This is a genomic window from Blautia sp. HA3515 (assembly GCF_059933065.1).
In genome coordinates this window covers 1-17,248 of record NZ_JAYFUY010000057.1, presented here as the reverse complement: position 1 = coordinate 17,248, position 17,248 = coordinate 1, and the positions used below count along the sequence as shown (strand labels likewise).

Here is a 17,248-nt window from a genome sequence, read left to right as displayed (position 1 = left end):
ACAAGATATGCCATGGCATTTATATCAGCTGCCTGGTTTGGGCATCCTGCCAGAAAACTGAAAACCATTGGGATTACCGGTACTAAAGGAAAGACTACTACTACATATATGGTAAAGTCTATTCTTGAAAATGCAGGCTACAAAGTAGGTCTGATCGGTACTATTGAAGCAATCATCGGAGATAAGGTGATTCCAGCTGCCAATACTACGCCGGAATCTTATGTGATCCAGGATTATTTCCACCAGATGGTGGAAGCAGGCTGCGATTGCGTGGTGATGGAGGTGTCCTCCCAGGGTCTGATGCTTCATCGGACACAGGGATTTGTATTTGATTTTGGTATATTTACCAATATTGAACCAGATCATATCGGACCTAATGAACATAAGGATTTTGACCATTATCTGGCATGCAAGGCCATGCTTTTGAAACAGTGTGTGGTAGGAATCGTAAACAGGGACGATGAGCATTTTGACAGGATCGTTGAAGGACATACCTGTAAACTGGAAACTTATGGATTCTCAAAAGAGGCAGACCTTCGTGCAGAAGATGCGAAGCTTGTTGGCGGGAAAGGCTACCTGGGTATTTCCTATCACCTGACAGGGCTTCTGGATTTTCCGGTGGAGATTGATATCCCAGGCAAATTCAGCATTTATAATTCACTGACAGCCATAGCAATCTGCCGTCATTTTAATGTATCAGAAGAGAACATCCTGAAAGCCCTGAAGGTGGCAAAAGTAAAAGGCAGGATCGAAATGGTTAAGGTGTCCGATGAATTTACCCTTATGATCGATTATGCACACAATGCCATGGCTTTGGAGAGTCTTCTCACTACACTGAGGGAATATCATCCCCACAGACTGGTTTGCTTATTTGGATGCGGCGGTAATCGTTCTAAACTCCGTCGTTATGAAATGGGAGAAGTGTCCGGCAATCTGGCAGATCTTACCATTATTACTTCAGACAATCCCAGAGATGAGGATCCCCAGGCGATCATTGACGATATTAAGGTAGGGATTTCCAAAACCAATGGGAAGTATGTGGAGATCATTGACCGTAAGGAAGCCATTGCCTACGCCATTCATCACGGAGAGCCTGGAGATATTGTGATCCTTGCAGGGAAAGGCCATGAGGATTATCAGGAGATCAAAGGGGAAAAAGTATCCTATGGACGAAAGGGTTCTGATCTGGGAGATCCTTGAAGAAGACAAGGAAAAGAACAGATAGAATATGATTTATGCAGATGTTATCATTGATATTTCCCATGAAAAGCTGGATCGGACGTTTCTTTATCGTGTGCCGGAAGAAATGGAAGGGCAGATACAGACAGGAATGGTAGTTTCTGTTCCCTTTGGAAATGGAAACAAGCTTCGGAAAGGATATGTTACAGGCCTTTCGGGAGAAGCTGACTTTCAAGGGGGAAAGATCAAGGAGATCCAGGCACTGTTAAGTGATGAAGAAACAACAGAAAGCCGCTTGATCGCACTTGCAGCCTGGATGAGACAGAGATATGGATCTACCATGATCCAGGCTCTGCGGACAGTATTGCCCATTCAGAACAAAGTAAAAGCAAAAGAAAAAAGATATCTGGTACTCACCATCGAAGCAGAAGAAGGGAAAAAACTTCTTGATCAGCTTTCAGGCACCAGATATAAGGCCAGAACACGGCTGCTTGCTGCGATTCTGGAAAGAAAAGTGATACCCGCTTCTGAGGCTGCAAAAGATCTGGGAGCATCTGCTTCAGTTTTGAAATATTTTCAGGATAATAAGATTCTTGAAATACGACAGGAGGAGATCCTGAGAAAGCCTGTAGATATCAGGAAGATCCCCCTGACTGGAAAAGTACAGCTTACGGATGCACAGAAGCAGGCTGTATGTAAAATACGCAGGGAGTGGGAGTCTGACAACTCAAGGACTGTTTTGCTTTACGGAATAACAGGCAGTGGGAAAACGCTTGTATATATAGAGCTGATCCAACAGATGATCAAAGAGGGAAAACAGGCGATTGTACTGATCCCAGAGATTGCACTTACCTATCAGACAGTACACAGATTCTGCTCCATATTTGGAGATAAGGTATCTGTCCTGAATTCCAGGCTTTCCCAGGGAGAGCGGTATGATCAGTTCAAAAGGGCCAAAAAAGGTGAGATCCAGATCATGGTAGGACCCAGATCAGCTCTTTTTACACCTTTTCCAAATTTAGGACTGATCATTATGGACGAGGAGCATGAACCTACCTACAAAAGTGAGAATACGCCCAGATATCATACCAGGGAGACAGCAGTAAAAAGAGGAGAACTGGAAAATGCCCATGTGATCCTTGGTTCTGCCACTCCTTCTTTGGAAGCATACAAGAAAGCACAGGAGGGAGAATATCTTCTGGTCACCTTAAATGAAAGGTATGCGGACAGACCACTGCCTAAGGTGTCCATTATAGATATGAGGGGAGAACTGAAAGCAGGGAACCGGTCAGCCCTAAGCCGCAGTCTGAAGCAAGCATTAGAAAAGTGTCTGGAAGAGAATAAGCAGGCAATGCTTTTTTTAAACCGCAGAGGATATGCCGGATTTGTCAGCTGCAGATCCTGCGGTCACGTAATGAAATGTCCACACTGTGATGTATCACTTTCAGAGCATCAGGGAGAAAGACTGATCTGTCATTACTGTGGATATGAAATCAGAAAACCCCAGGTCTGTCCGGTGTGTGGCTCTCCTTATATTGGAGGATTTAAAGCTGGTACACAGCAGATTCAGCAGATTCTCCAAAAGGAGTTTCCAGAGGCATCTGTACTGCGGATGGATTATGATACTACAAGAAATAAGGGAAGCTATGAACAGATCCTGGCTTCATTTTCAGCCCATAAGGCAGATATTCTGGTGGGAACCCAGATGATCGTAAAGGGGCATGATTTTCCTGATGTTACGCTTGTAGGAGTGCTGGCTGCAGATATGTCACTGAATGGTTCAGATTACCGGTGCGGTGAGCGGACGTTCCAGCTGCTTACACAGGCAGTTGGTCGTTCCGGCAGAGGACTTCAGCCAGGAACTGCACTGATCCAGACCTACAATCCGGACCACTACAGTATACAGGCAGCAGCTGTTCAGGATTATCCTGCTTTTTATCAGGAAGAAATGGGTTACAGGATGCTTTTGGATTATCCGCCGGCAGCTCATATGATGGCAGTGCTAGGCGCATGTGAACAGGAAGAATTACTTAACCAGGCCATGCATTATACGGCACTTTTTATACGTAGAATCTGTACGGATGCAAAGCTTCACATGATCGGACCAGCCCCCCAATCTGTGGGAAAAGTCAAAGATATGTACAAAAAGGTGATTTATTTGAAGCATCAGGACAGCAGGGTACTGATCGCACTTCGGGAAAAACTGGAACGGTACATGGAGATTAATTCAGGTTTCCGGAAAAATATATATACAATTTGATTTTTCATAACCGGAATGATCCGGGATATAATAATCAGCAGGAAAGGAAGAATAGTAATGGCACTTAGAACAATCAGAATAGAGGGAGATTCTGTTTTAACAAAGAAATGCAGACCTGTAGACAAGATCACACCAAGGATCCTGGAGCTTATTGAGGATATGCTGGACACAATGTATGATGCACAGGGAGTTGGTCTGGCAGCACCTCAGGTGGGTATCCTGAAAAGGATCGTGGTAATCGATGTAGGAGAGGGGCCTATCGTGCTGATCAACCCGGAGATTGTTGAAGCATCCGGTGAGCAGACTGGTGATGAGGGCTGCTTAAGTGTACCTGGTATGGCTGGTCAGGTCACAAGACCAGAATATGTGAAAGTGAAAGCCCAGGACGAAGAACTGAATGAGATAGAATATGAAGGGGAAGGACTTCTTGCCAGAGCATTTTGCCATGAGCTCGACCATCTGGATGGACTGATGTATACCCGTTTGGTAGAAGGAGAACTTCACCGTACAACTTATGATGAGGATGAGGATTGATATGAAGATTGTTTATATGGGAACTCCGGATTTTGCAGTAAAGCCTTTACGGGCACTTGCAGAAGCCGGATATGAAGTGGCAGCAGTAGTAACACAGCCGGATAAGGCTAAAGGAAGAAGCAAGAACCTGGTTCCTACACCTGTAAAAGAAGAAGCATTAAAGCATGGACTGACAGTATATCAGCCAGTAAAGGTAAGGGAACAGAGTTTTGTAGAACTTCTCCAGCAGATCGCACCGGATATGATCGTAGTGGCTGCTTTCGGGCAGATCATTCCCAAGAGTATCCTGGATCTGCCCAAATATGGATGTATTAATATTCATGCCTCCCTTCTTCCAAAATACAGAGGAGCAGCACCGATTCAGCAGGCAATTATTGACGGTGAGAAAGAGTCTGGTGTTACCATTATGCGTATGGAAGCCGGATTGGACACAGGAGATATGATCGCAAAGGTGGTGGTTCCTATTACAGATGAGGATACAGGGGGAAGCCTTTTTGATAAGCTGGCAGATGCGGGAGCAGATCTTTTGCTCAGAACTGTGCCGCATATTCTGGATGGAACAGCTGTCTATGAGAAACAGCCGGAAGAAAGTCCCCACCCCTTATGCCGGGATGATCACCAAACAAATGGGGAGAATCGATTTTCACAAATCTGCAGCAGAGCTGGAAAGGCTGGTACGTGGGTTAAATCCATGGCCCAGTGCTTATACCTTTGTGAACGGAAAAACATTAAAAATCTGGAAATGCAAAACAGAAGATGACAATCAGGGAGCAGCACCGGGAACTGTACTTCAGGCACAGGAAGGCGGTATTTTCGTGGCCTGTGGAGAAGGTACACTGGTACTTACAGAAGTGCAGCTGGAAGGAAAGAAACGGATGGATACAGCTTCATTCCTTCGAGGCTATAAAATAGAAAAGGGAACCCTGTTAGGTTAAAGCAGATGTGCTTGATGAGAGGAGCTGAAGGCTTATGTACGGATATCCTTATGGATTTTATTTTGACCCTACGTATATTTTACTGATAATTGGACTTGTGATCTCGCTGATCGCTTCTACGAGGATGAAAAGCACTTTTTCAAAATATCGTCGTGTGAGAAGTGATTCCGGCCTGACTGGTGCACAGACTGCAGAGCGGATCCTGGCTGCAGCCGGGATTTATGATGTGAAGATCGTACCTGTCCAGGGCAGTCTGACAGATCATTATGATCCAAGGACTAAGACAGTATCTTTATCACAGGATGTGTATGGACAGACATCTGTGGCATCTGTATGTGTGGCTGCTCATGAATGTGGGCATGCGATTCAGCATGCAGTGAATTATGCACCACTGAATATCCGTTCAGCGATTGTTCCGGTGGCAAACCTAGGTTCCAGTCTTTCATGGCCGATTTTCCTGGCAGGACTGATTTTTTCCATGCGTTCCCTGCTGATGCTGGGGATTGTCCTTTTTTCACTGGCAGTTTTGTTTCAGCTTGTGACTCTGCCTGTAGAGTTTAATGCATCCTCCAGGGCTCTCAGGCTGTTGGAAAGCACAGGGATTTTGAGCACAGAAGAGAATCTCGGGGGCCAGAAGGGTACTGACAGCAGCGGCTTTGACTTATGTGGCAGCGTTGGCTTCATCCATTCTCCAGCTGTTAAGATTGATTATTCTTGCCGGAGGTAGAGATCGTGACTAATGGAATTAACCCAAGAGAGATGATCCTGGAGATCCTGCTTCAGATCGAGGAAGGAGAGCACAGTCATATTGCTATCCGCAGCGCCCTTTCCAAATATCAGTTTCTGCCAAGACAGGAGCGGGCCTTTATCACAAGAGTTTGCGAGGGAACTTTGGAATACAGGATCCAGATTGATTATATTCTGGATTCTTTTTCAAAAGTAACAGTAGACAAAATGAAACCGCCTATCCGGGAAATCCTTCGCAGCGCCGTATATCAGCTGCGGTATATGGACAGTGTTCCGGATAGTGCAGTATGCAACGAAGCAGTAAAGCTGACCCAGAGAAAAGGCTTTTATAATTTGAAGCCTTTTGTGAATGGAGTGCTTCGTACCATTGCAAGAGAGATGGATCAGGTGAGATTCCCTTCCAGGGAAGAGAATCTGGTAAGAAGCCTGTCTGTTGAATATTCCATGCCAGAACAGCTGGTTGAACGCTGGCTGGAGGCTTATGGTGAGGAGACCACAGAGAAGATCCTTAAAGATTTTCTTGAAGAAAAGCCTTTGACTGTACGCTGCCGTACATATTTGAATTCTCAGGAGGCTATTGTGAAAAGCCTGACTGATCAGGGAGTAGAAGGTAGAACCTGCCCCCTACCTGCCTTATGCCTGCCATATCTCAGGGTTTGACCATATCCTGGCACTGGATGCATTTATTAACGGGAAGATCCTGGTACAGGATGTAAGTTCCATGCTGGTTGCAGAGGCCGCTGATCCGCAAAAAGGGGATTATGTGATTGACGTATGTGCTGCACCAGGTGGAAAAAGCCTGCATGTAGGAGATAAGATGGAAGGCTTTGGCACTGTTGATGCCAGGGATGTGAGTCAGTACAAGGTGAATTTGATCGAAGAAAATATCCGACGCACCAATTCTATTAATGTACAGGCAAAGGTGCAGGATGCTACGATTTTCGACCAGGAATCTGAGCTGCTTGCAGATATTGTGCTTGCCGATGTTCCCTGCTCAGGATATGGAGTGATCGGGAAGAAGCCGGATATCAAATATCGTGTAACACCGCAGAAACAGGAGGAGATCGTGATCCTTCAACGAACCATCCTTGATCGGGCAGCTAATTATGTGAAGCCCAGAGGTACTTTGATCTTTAGTACCTGTACCATTGCAAAAGAAGAAAATGAAGAAAATATGATGTGGTTTTTGCAAAACTATCCGTTTAAACTGGAAAGTCTGGATCCATGCCTGCCAAAGGAGCTGCATTCCGAGACAACAGCACTTGGATATCTTCAGCTTTTACCGGGAGTACATAAGACAGATGGATTCTTTATTGCAAAATTCAGAAGAAAATAAAGGAAAAAGAGTATGACAGACATTAAGTCGATGAGCATAGAGGAGTTAAAGGATCTGATGGTGCAGCTAAAGGAGAAGCCTTTTCGGGCCAAGCAGATCTACAGCTGGTTGCATGAGCATCTGATCACGTCCTGGGATGAGGCCGGAAATCTGCCTGAAAGCCTGAAGGCAAAATTGTCTGATTATCCCATAACCGTTTTGGAAATGGTAGATCAGCAGATTTCGGCCATTGATGGTACCAGGAAATATCTTTTCAGACTGTCCGATGGTAATGTGATCGAGAGCGTGTTGATGAAGTACAAGCATGGCAATTCAGTATGCATCAGCTCCCAGGTGGGCTGCAAAATGGGGTGCAGGTTCTGTGCTTCTACCATAGGAGGCTGGACCAGAAATCTTCTGCCTTCAGAGATGCTGGACCAGATTTACCGGATTCAGACAGTGACAGGAGAGCGGGTTTCCAATGTGGTAGTGATGGGAACTGGAGAACCACTGGATAATTATGAGAATCTTCTTAGATTTATCCATATTCTTACAGAAGAAGGTGGACTTCATATCAGCCAGAGGAATCTTACTGTTTCCACATGTGGGATTGTTCCCAGAATGTATGAATTGGCAGAAGAAAAGCTGCAGATGACTCTTGCCCTGTCACTTCATGCACCGAATGATGAAAAAAGACAGGAACTAATGCCTATAGCCCAACGCTATACTATGGAACAGGTATTAGATGCATGCAGGAATTATTTTGAAAAAACAGGCCGAAGGATCACCTTTGAGTACAGTCTGGTTGCCGGAGTGAACGACGGGGATGAAGATGCAGCTCAGCTGGCAGGCAGGATCAAGGACATGAACTGCCATGTAAATCTGATTCCTGTTAATCCGGTTAAGGAACGTTCTTATCGGCGTTCCACCCACCAGGCAGTGGAGAATTTCAAAATAAAACTTGAAAAATATGGAATTAATGTTACTATTAGAAGGGAAATGGGCAGCGATATTGACGGTGCCTGTGGGCAATTAAGAAAAAGCTATATGGAGAAAACAGAAAGCGAGAAGTAGAATGAGGATATATTCAGCGACTGATGTTGGGCAGAAGCGGAAGATGAACCAGGACTATGTGTTTGTTTCCCAGGAGCCGGTCGGAAATCTCCCTAATCTTTTTGCTGTTGCCGATGGCATGGGCGGACACAATGCAGGAGATTATGCATCTGCACATGCAGTACAGACTCTGGTGTCCCAGATTCAGGCAGATGCGGATTTTAATCCCATTAAGGTGATCCGTCATGCGATTGAAGCTGCCAATACAGAAATTATTGATCAGGCGCAGAGAGATGAAGGACTTCGTGGGATGGGGACTACCATGGTAGTTGCCACCATTGTAGGGAATTATGCTTATGTGGCAAATGTAGGAGACAGCAGACTTTACGTTGTACAGGGACAGATTCGTCAGGTGACAAGAGACCATTCCCTTGTACAGGAGATGGTAAGGCTTGGAGAGATCAATGCAGAAGAGGCACGCAACCATCCGGATAAGAATATTATCACAAGGGCGCTTGGTGCAGAAAAGACTGTAGATGTTGATTTTTTTGACCTGAAGCTGGAGCCGGGGAACACGATTCTGATGTGTTCCGATGGTCTGAGCAATATGGTTGAAGATCGTAAGATGGAAGAGATCATAACAAACCCGGATAAGGATATTACCTGGAAAGGGGATACACTGATACGGGAAGCAAACCAGAATGGCGGCAAGGATAATATTGCAGTTATATTGATAGAACCATTCACGAATGAGGTGGAAACATGTTAAAGACAGGTATGATTATAGCAGAACGCTATGAGATAGTAGGAAAAATCGGTACCGGCGGAATGGCGGATGTCTATAAGGCAAAGGATCATAAGCTGAACCGCTATGTGGGAGTGAAGGTTCTGAAACCGGAATTCCGTGAAGATGCAACCTTTGTTAAAAAGTTCAGAAGTGAAGCCCAGGCAGCAGCAGGGCTTACACATCCTAACATTGTAAATGTATTTGATGTTGGGGAAGACGATGGGATATATTATATTGTCATGGAACTGATCGAGGGAATCACTCTGAAAGAGTATATTTCCAAGAAAGGCAAGCTTTCCGTAAAGGAAGCTACCAGTATTGCTATTCAGGTATCCATGGGACTGGAGGCAGCACACAGCCATGGTGTTGTGCACAGGGATGTTAAGCCTCAGAATATTATGATTTCCACAGACGGAAAGGTAAAGGTTACGGATTTCGGTATTGCACGGGCTGCATCATCCAATACCATCAGTTCCAATGTGATGGGGTCTGTACATTACAGCTCTCCTGAGCAGGTACGTGGTGGATACAGTGATGAGAAAAGTGATATTTATTCACTTGGTATTACCCTGTATGAAATGGTTACAGGCAGGGTTCCGTTTGACGGGGACACTACAGTTGCCATTGCTATCAAGCATCTTCAGGAGGAAATGGTTCCGCCCAGTGTATATACACCGGATCTTCCTTACAGCCTGGAGCAGATCATCTTTAAATGCACACAGAAGAGTGTAGACCGCCGTTACCAGAAAATGGAAGATGTGATCGCAGACCTGAAGCATTCCCTTATCGATCCACAGGGGGACTTTGTGAAGCTTACATCTGTGGATAATGATGCCAAAACCGTTGTGATTTCTGACAAAGAGCTGGGTGAGATCAAGCATACACCAAAGCAGAAGACAGATATTGAAGAACTGGAAAAAGAGATCAATGAAACAGATTATGATGAGCCGGATGAACCGGTAAGCCGCAGGGAGCGGGAGAGAGAAAGGGAGCGGGAGCGCGAAAGGGCACGAAGAAGGAAGAAACAGAGAAACAGCGGACTGATCATTACGATCCTGGCACTGATCTTTGGCGCAGCCCTTCTTGTAGTTCTGATCATTTTCATTGGCCGTGCAGCAGGGCTTATTGGCGGCAGCGACAATACAGACCAGCAGCAGGAAGTACAGGTTACGGAAGCACCGGCAGATGAGGGGCAGGTAGCAGTTCCGGATCTGAAAGGCAAGACAGAAGATGAGGCGAAGACTCTTGTTTCTGATCTGCATCTTGGCCTTCAATCTATGGGAGAAGAAGCGTCTACACAGGAAAAGGGACGGATCTCTTCACAGGATCTGGATCCTGGAACAATGGTAGACCAGAATACAACGATTAAATATTATATCAGCAAGGGAACACAGGATGTAAGTATCCCGGATGTATCCGGTACTACAGGGATTGATGCACAGCAGCAGCTGGAGGATCTGGGACTGGTAGTGCAGGTACAGAAGGTATATAGTGAAGCAGATGACACAGGAAGCTATCCGCAGGTAGATCCTGGATACTCCATGTATACAGAGCCTTCTTCAGGCACAGATGCCAAGTCCGGTGACAGTGTGACATTGTATGTAAGCCGTGGACTGGATTTCGGTGACAGTGCAGAAGTTCCGTATGTAGTGGGCATGCAGAAGAATGATGCACTTACAACTCTTGGTAAGTTTATCAATATCACAATAAATGAGCAGAAGAGCACAGATGTGGCAGCCGGGGAAGTTATTTCTCAGGATCCGGTTGGCGGTGAGGCAGCAGATCCGGATCAGCCAATGACTATTACCATCAGTACAGGTGACCAGGAGCCTGGCGCACAGGCAGATACATCTACAGACAGTGTAGCTTCTGCAGATAACAGTACATCAGACACTGCATCATCAAGCAATGATACAGCCAGCCAGGCGGCAGCTGCAGGAGAAGTATGGAAATGTACACAGAGACTGAATACCCCTACTGGTTATAATGGCGGTTCTGTCCGTTTGGAACTTGTACAGGAGGTAGGAGGAGTACCTACTGCTTCCGTGATCGTAGAGGGACAGAAGATCACTTTCCCATATCAGCTGGATATTACAGGTGCACCTGGTGTGAGCGAAGGTACGCTTTATCTGTCAGAGGAAGTGGACGGAAGCTATCAGGAACTGGGACATTATCCTATCACTTTTGAAAAGGCTGAATAATCCATGCAGGGAAAGATCATAAAAGGAATTGCAGGCTTTTACTATATTTATGCAGAAGACGGAGAAACCTATGAGTGCAAGGCTAAAGGAATTTTCCGTAAAGATAATCAGAAGCCCCTGGTAGGGGATGATGTACAGATCAGTATTCTGGATCATAAGGAAAAGACCGGAAATATAACAGCGATTCTTCCAAGGAAGAATTCGCTGATCCGTCCGGCGGTAGCCAATGTGGATCAGGCAATGGTGATATTTGCCATGGAAAGCCCTAAGCCCAATTTTCTTCTTCTTGACAGATTTCTGATCATGATGGAGCAGCAGGATGTTCCTTCTGTAATCTGTTTTAACAAAGGAGATCTTGCAGAACCAGAAGAACAGCAAAGACTGTGCAGAATTTATGAGGATTGTGGATATCAGGTGATTCCTGCCAGTATCAAAGATGGTATCGGAGTAGATCAGATCCGTAAGGTACTGCAGGATAAGACCACTGTTGTGGCCGGGCCGTCAGGAGTTGGAAAGTCTTCACTGACTAACAGGCTTCAGGATGAGATTTGTATGGAGACTGGCGAGATCAGCCGCAAGCTGAAACGGGGACGTCATACTACCCGACATTCCCAGGTGATCCCTGTAGGAAAGGATACCTTCCTGGTGGATACGCCTGGATTTTCTTCTTTATACCTGACCGATATGGAAGAAGATCAGCTGAAGGATTATTTCCCAGGAATTTACCAGGTATGCACAGCAATGCCGTTTTCAGGGATGCCGACATATCCATGAGCCGGACTGCCAGGTTAAGCAGGCATTGGAGGATCATAAGATCAGTAAGCAGCGGTATGAGGATTATCTGGTATTATATCAGGAATTAAAAGACAAGCGTAAATATTAAACGAAATACAAAGATAAGTGTAAATACTAAAAAAATATAAATATTAAGCGGAATATAAGGAGGATTATTAAAACTATGTATCAGTTGTGTCCGTCTATTTTATCTGCGGATTTTAACCGCCTGGGCGAACAGATTAAAATCTTGGAAAACGAGGGAGTAAAATGGCTTCATATTGATGTTATGGACGGCGATTTTGTGCCAAGTATTTCCTTTGGAATGCCGGTGATCAAATCTATCCGCAAGGAATCCGGTATGTTCTTTGATGTGCATCTGATGGTTACAGAGCCGGGTCGTTATATTCAGGATTTTGTAGACTGTGGTGCTGATTCCATTACTGTACATGCGGAGGCATGTGAGGATTTGGAACGTACCATTGAATTAATCCATGATGCAGGCGTAAAGGCAGGCATATCTATCAAACCGGCTACTCCGGTAAATGATATCAGCCATATGCTTGAGGATGTTGACATGGTACTTGTTATGACTGTTCAGCCAGGTTTTGGGGGACAGAAGTATATAGATGAGTGTACAGAGAAGATCCAGGAGCTTAGGGAACTGATCGACCATGAAGGACTGGATGTGGATATTCAGGTAGACGGAGGAATCAATGAGGATACCCTTGCGACTGTAATGAAGGCCGGAGCTAATCTTTTTGTGGCCGGTTCCTGGGTGTTCAAGGACGACATTGCAAAGAATGTAAGGCATATCCAGAATAAGATCCATGAAATAGCAGATACACTGGAATAAGGAAGCATATGATTGATACAGTAGTAGTTAGCGGGGGCAATATCCAGGTCGATTTTGCCCTCGATTTTTTAAAAAAGCTGAAAAAAGAAACAAACAGAAAAACATCAGCACAGAAAAGCACTTCCCACAGTAAAGACAGTAAAGAGTTGCAGCTGATCGCAGCAGATAAAGGCCTGGAATTTTTCATAACAGCAGGCATAACACCGGATCTGGTGGTAGGAGATTTTGACAGCCTTTCCCCGGAGGGAAAGGCATACATGGAAAAACTGCCACAGACTTCTATCCGCAGGTTAAAGCCTGAAAAAGATGATTCTGATACACAGTCAGCTGTGAATTTGGCTATTTCTCAGGGAGCAAAGGACATTCTGATCCTTGGAGGGACAGGTACCAGGCTGGATCATGTGATGGCCAATCTGGGGCTGCTTCTGTCAGGCAAAGAACGGGGCGTGGATATCCGGCTGGCGGATGTGAATAACTTTATCACCCTTGTGGATAATGGCACAGTTCTTCACAAAGACAGGCAGTATGGGAAGTATGTGTCTTTTTTCTCTGTAGGAGGAGATGTGACAGGGCTTACTCTGGAAGGCTTTAAATATCCGCTGCATGATCATCACCTGCGGTTTGCCCAAAGCGGGCTTACAGTAAGCAATGAGATTAAGGAACAGGAGGCGAGGATCACCTTTTCCCGGGGTAATTTGCTGATGTTAATGACAAGAGACTAAGTTGGGGGTTAAATATAGCGATTCTCAGAGAGTTGTTGCTATTTTGATAATTTAATTTTTAGGTCCTGCGTTTTGCGTAGGGCATGTGTGTGATATCATTACGATTGTATGAATATAAAGCAAACTGTATGTAATGGAAGGGTGAAAATAACATGAAAAAAATGACTTCAGCATATGCCAACAAGTTACTCAAAAGTCTTGATGAGGATAAACAGTTTTGGATGAATAAAGAGGCTTCGTCTTGTACCTATATAGCAGCTGATGGAGAAGAACCTGTTATTCCGGAATATGATTATAAAATGGTTGCAGATACTATTGCGGAAATTGATAAAAAAATATGTACAATAAAACATGCTGTCAATCTTAATAATGCGATGGCACAGATTACAGTGGAAGATAGTAAGATGAGTGTGGATATGATCTTGATCAGTATGGCACAGCTTAATAATCGTAAAGTGATTCTGGATCAGATGAGAAAGGAATTGCCTAAGACTCGAGAAACATCTATGTACTATTCCAAAAACAATATTGTAGAATATAAATACATCAATTGTATGATCTGGAATTGATCAAACAGGAGTATGAAAGAGTATCTGCTAAGATTATAAAAATGCAACTTGCTTTGGATAAGTATAATCAGCTGGTGGAGTTTGAGGTGGATATTTAATTGAGTTGATAAAGATATATTGAAATAATCCATGTAGGGCAAAAAAGTAAAAACAAAATTTTTAGGAACAAATGTTCAGCGTTAGGCTTTATTTTGTTATTGCTTTATATTTTATTTATCAATGTTCAATGTGTTCTGTGAATAATATCAAATTGCTTTGCAAAAAACTCTCATTGGAATTCTGGTGAGGCATTGAGTATGGTTAGAAATGCATATAACTGCAGCAGATGTAAACTGCTGCAGTTATACTATTTGAGATTGTTATGGAGTTGAAGAAGGAGAATTCAGCATATGGAGTATGCGAAACCTGCACTGAAAGATGTACAGAACTGAAAGAATTATTTTCCATCTGGCAGGAAAAACAAAAAGAAGATGTAGATAAAAATTTGGAAAATGTAGAACTTGATAAGAAGCAGGAAAAAAAATTAAAACGTACGCTCAGAGATGCTGGCATTTCTTCACATTTTATAGAACTTTTAGCTCAAGAAGATTCTTCATTAGCATATTCTGCAGAGAGTAAAGAACGATGGAAAAATGTGTTAAAAAACGCATTTAATATGGATGGCTGCATGTCAGGGTTTAAAATGCCGAAAGATGGATATGAATATATTTTTCTTTTTAAAGAGGCAAATGATTCTGCTAAAAAGAGCATGGACTGCCACAGCTATCCAATATTTAATCAGGAATATTTAGATAAGGGAAACGTTAATCCTTGGATTTCAGAATGGAAAGAGAATAAATCTAGAAGTGGTATTTCTAATAAATTGCCAAAAGCGTTAGCTTTATATTTGAAACTATCGAAAGATTCTCAGAAAGTAAAAGATAATTTTCTGGAATATGCTGCTTTTATGAATGTGAATAAGCGTGGTGGAAATAGTTGCACTAATCATTCAGATGAAAGTGCAGTGTTGAATTATGCTGAGCGTTACCGTGAGTATATTTTAAAAGAAATAGAACTTCTGGCAGGTTCACAAAAACGGGTGAAAATATTTGTTTGTGGAGGAAAAGCTTATTTTGATAAGTTGACAAAATGTTTAGTATCTGAAGGAAAATTAAAGAATGAAAAGTTTTGTTTTGTTCATATAAACCATCCATCTTATTGGAGAGTAAGTGCGGAAAGTCTGGCTGATCAAATGAAAAATGGAATGGAGGAGGATGTGTCTACGGAGATGAAGTGATCAAATCAGGCAAGCTTTTTACTGATAAAGAATATGGATTTGTTTTATTAAAGATAATGTCGGCAAGAAACTGTATAGGTGAAAAATAATATGAATTATGTGATATCAGATATACATGGATGCTGTAGAGAATTTGAGGCTCTTCTTAAGAAAATTAACTTTTCTATAAATGATACGCTATATGTTATAGGAGATATGGTTGATCGTGGTCCGGATCCTATGGGCGTGCTGAAAATAATGGCTTCCAATTCTAATATATATCCAGTTGCAGGAAATCATGAGTTTATCATGATGAGTGTATTACCTAGACTGATGCAGGATATCAAAGAAGATAATATTACTTCTGTTCTTACTGGAGATTTTTTGAGGAAGTACAGTTTATGGATGGGAGATGGTGGGAATACAACAATAAATGAATTCAAAAATCTTTCACGAGAAGAGCAGGATTTTTATCTGGAATATTTGGGAGAGATACCATTATATGAAGTTGTGTATTTGAATCGAAGGAAAATTGTTTTGATTCATTCTTTGCCACACGATTTTGATGCAAAGAAAGATTTAAATTATTTGGCCGAAGAAATATTATTTGGTCGTCCTAATTTTACGAAGGATTGGACGCAGGAAACTGTTTATATTATAGGACATACACCTACGTTCATAATTCCGGATGCAATTCCGGGAAAAATATATTGCAGGAATAATTTGATAGATATAGATTGTGGATGTGTAACAGGATATTGTTTATGTGCTTACTGTTTGGAAACCGGAGAAGCATTTTATGAATGGCATAAATAAACCCATAAAATTTTAACCTGTCAATGAGTGTCATTAATATGAATACTGATATGTGGTAAATCTTTTTGGATATATCAGAAAAATAGCATTTCATTAAATGAAAAATTTGATGATGACAGGAAATTATCACTACCTTACTGAATGCTCTTTGGAGGAATGTAAAACAATGAAAAAATATCTGGAATGTTTTTATGCACAGAACAGTATGAAGGACATTATAATTTAATTGAGAAATATATTATGGGGGAGATAATGAAACCAACCAAAGGAATATTTTGGCTTATAGGTGATGAACTGTTGGCGATTCCTTTTGAAAAAGGTAAATATTTAAATTCAGTTGCAAAATCGGGAGATACATATGTTCATAAATATTTGTGGAGGGAAATTTCTTATTCTACAGCTCCATACAATTACTATCCAAGAGGAAGGGTGGAAATAAACAAATCTGGGAAAGAGTTTGTTTATATCAACTCTAATATTGGAATTTGTTATGTGAATAAAATAATTATTGCTTTTGGACTAAAATCATATCCCAGAATAATATATGACAATAGCATGCATTATAAATGTTATTTAGATGATGGGTGGAAAGCAGATTAAATAATATAGGATATTTTCGGGTTTTGTGTTATAATGGCATAAAAATGGCGTGAATAAATGTTAAACGCCCCTAAAAATAAGGAGAAATAAGATAAAATGAAATTAGGAATCGTAGGCCTGCCCAATGTAGGCAAAAGTACATTGTTTAATTCCCTGACAAAAGCAGGGGCAGAATCTGCTAACTACCCATTCTGTACCATTGACCCCAATGTGGGAGTTGTAACAGTGCCGGATGAAAGATTGAAGCTTTTAGGAGATTTTTATCATTCCAAGAAGGTAACACCTGCAGTGATCGAATTTGTGGATATCGCAGGCCTTGTAAAGGGAGCATCCAAAGGAGAGGGCCTTGGCAACCAGTTCCTGGCCAATATCCGTGAAGTAGATGCCATCGTACATGTGGTACGCTGCTTTGAAGATCCTAATGTGATCCACGTAGATGGAAGTATTGATCCGCTTCGTGACATTGAGACCATCAACCTGGAGCTGATCTTCTCTGATCTGGAGATCCTGGAGCGCAGGATCGCAAAGGTTACAAAGACAGCACGTATGGATAAAGAAGCTGCAAAGGAGCTGGATTTCCTTCAGAAGATCAAGAAGCATCTGGAAGACGGCAAGATGGCCATCACCATGGAACTGGACAATGAG

The 17,248-nt window shown here is 42.8% G+C and carries 11 protein-coding genes and 6 pseudogenes; all 17 read left to right on the top strand.

Features of this window, described 5'->3' with window-relative positions:
- Positions 1–1,225, top strand: a pseudogene (locus tag R1Y93_RS04095) (UDP-N-acetylmuramoyl-L-alanyl-D-glutamate--2,6-diaminopimelate ligase); the annotation flags it as partial.
- Between the two features lie 3 nt (positions 1,226–1,228).
- A pseudogene (gene priA / locus R1Y93_RS04090) lies at positions 1,229–3,449 on the top strand (replication restart helicase PriA).
- 47 nt (positions 3,450–3,496) lie between these two features.
- Positions 3,497–3,973, top strand: a complete 477-nt coding sequence (gene def, locus R1Y93_RS04085; protein ID WP_500821724.1) for a peptide deformylase — start codon at positions 3,497–3,499, stop codon at positions 3,971–3,973.
- Position 3,974: 1 nt separating this feature from the next.
- Positions 3,975–4,908 (top strand): annotated as a pseudogene (gene fmt / locus R1Y93_RS04080) (methionyl-tRNA formyltransferase).
- Between the two features lie 34 nt (positions 4,909–4,942).
- Positions 4,943–5,648: pseudogene (locus R1Y93_RS04075) on the top strand (zinc metallopeptidase).
- Positions 5,641–6,991: pseudogene (gene rsmB, locus R1Y93_RS04070) on the top strand (16S rRNA (cytosine(967)-C(5))-methyltransferase RsmB). The pseudogenes R1Y93_RS04075 and rsmB overlap by 8 nt, the downstream one beginning before the upstream one ends.
- Positions 6,992–7,003: 12 nt before the next feature.
- Complete coding sequence (gene rlmN / locus R1Y93_RS04065) at positions 7,004–8,044, top strand: dual-specificity RNA methyltransferase RlmN (protein WP_500821723.1); 1,041 nt, start codon at positions 7,004–7,006, stop codon at positions 8,042–8,044.
- A gap of 1 nt (position 8,045) precedes the next feature.
- Entirely contained in the window at positions 8,046–8,792 is a 747-nt protein-coding gene (locus R1Y93_RS04060) for a Stp1/IreP family PP2C-type Ser/Thr phosphatase (RefSeq protein WP_158421837.1), read from the top strand.
- Complete coding sequence (pknB, locus tag R1Y93_RS04055; protein WP_500821722.1) at positions 8,786–11,011, top strand: Stk1 family PASTA domain-containing Ser/Thr kinase; 2,226 nt, start codon at positions 8,786–8,788, stop codon at positions 11,009–11,011. The genes R1Y93_RS04060 and pknB overlap by 7 nt, the downstream gene beginning before the upstream one ends.
- A 3-nt stretch (positions 11,012–11,014) precedes the next feature.
- Positions 11,015–11,894 (top strand): annotated as a pseudogene (rsgA, locus tag R1Y93_RS04050) (ribosome small subunit-dependent GTPase A).
- A 75-nt stretch (positions 11,895–11,969) separates the two neighbouring features.
- Complete coding sequence (gene rpe / locus R1Y93_RS04045; protein ID WP_500821721.1) at positions 11,970–12,641, top strand: ribulose-phosphate 3-epimerase; 672 nt, start codon at positions 11,970–11,972, stop codon at positions 12,639–12,641.
- Between the two features lie 8 nt (positions 12,642–12,649).
- Entirely contained in the window at positions 12,650–13,363 is a 714-nt protein-coding gene (locus tag R1Y93_RS04040; protein ID WP_500821720.1) for a thiamine diphosphokinase, read from the top strand.
- Between the two features lie 152 nt (positions 13,364–13,515).
- Positions 13,516–13,932, top strand: coding sequence for a hypothetical protein (locus R1Y93_RS04035; RefSeq protein ID WP_500821719.1), 417 nt, complete (start codon positions 13,516–13,518; stop codon positions 13,930–13,932).
- Between the two features lie 361 nt (positions 13,933–14,293).
- Entirely contained in the window at positions 14,294–15,208 is a 915-nt protein-coding gene (locus tag R1Y93_RS04030; RefSeq protein WP_500821718.1) for a hypothetical protein, read from the top strand.
- Between the two features lie 90 nt (positions 15,209–15,298).
- Entirely contained in the window at positions 15,299–16,003 is a 705-nt protein-coding gene (locus R1Y93_RS04025) for a metallophosphoesterase (RefSeq protein WP_500821717.1), read from the top strand.
- Positions 16,004–16,243: 240 nt separating this feature from the next.
- On the top strand, positions 16,244–16,603 hold the full coding sequence (locus R1Y93_RS04020; RefSeq protein WP_500821716.1) for a hypothetical protein: 360 nt from the start codon (positions 16,244–16,246) through the stop codon (positions 16,601–16,603).
- A gap of 96 nt (positions 16,604–16,699) precedes the next feature.
- A partial coding sequence (locus R1Y93_RS04015; protein ID WP_500821715.1) for a GTPase occupies positions 16,700–17,248 on the top strand: 549 nt, incomplete at its 3' end.

Bases quoted from the DNA above. Each gene is read 5' to 3' on its own strand.
- def (WP_500821724.1), top strand. From the start codon at position 3,497: ATGGCACTTAGAACAATCAGAATAGAGGGAGATTCTGTTTTAACAAAG.
- R1Y93_RS04040 (WP_500821720.1), top strand. From the start codon at position 12,650: ATGATTGATACAGTAGTAGTTAGCGGGGGCAATATCCAGGTCGATTTT.
- R1Y93_RS04035 (WP_500821719.1), top strand. From the start codon at position 13,516: ATGAAAAAAATGACTTCAGCATATGCCAACAAGTTACTCAAAAGTCTT.
- rpe (WP_500821721.1), top strand. From the start codon at position 11,970: ATGTATCAGTTGTGTCCGTCTATTTTATCTGCGGATTTTAACCGCCTG.
- R1Y93_RS04025 (WP_500821717.1), top strand. From the start codon at position 15,299: ATGAATTATGTGATATCAGATATACATGGATGCTGTAGAGAATTTGAG.
- R1Y93_RS04030 (WP_500821718.1), top strand. From the start codon at position 14,294: ATGGAGTTGAAGAAGGAGAATTCAGCATATGGAGTATGCGAAACCTGC.
- pknB (WP_500821722.1), top strand. From the start codon at position 8,786: ATGTTAAAGACAGGTATGATTATAGCAGAACGCTATGAGATAGTAGGA.
- rlmN (WP_500821723.1), top strand. From the start codon at position 7,004: ATGACAGACATTAAGTCGATGAGCATAGAGGAGTTAAAGGATCTGATG.
- R1Y93_RS04020 (WP_500821716.1), top strand. From the start codon at position 16,244: ATGGGGGAGATAATGAAACCAACCAAAGGAATATTTTGGCTTATAGGT.
- R1Y93_RS04060 (WP_158421837.1), top strand. From the start codon at position 8,046: ATGAGGATATATTCAGCGACTGATGTTGGGCAGAAGCGGAAGATGAAC.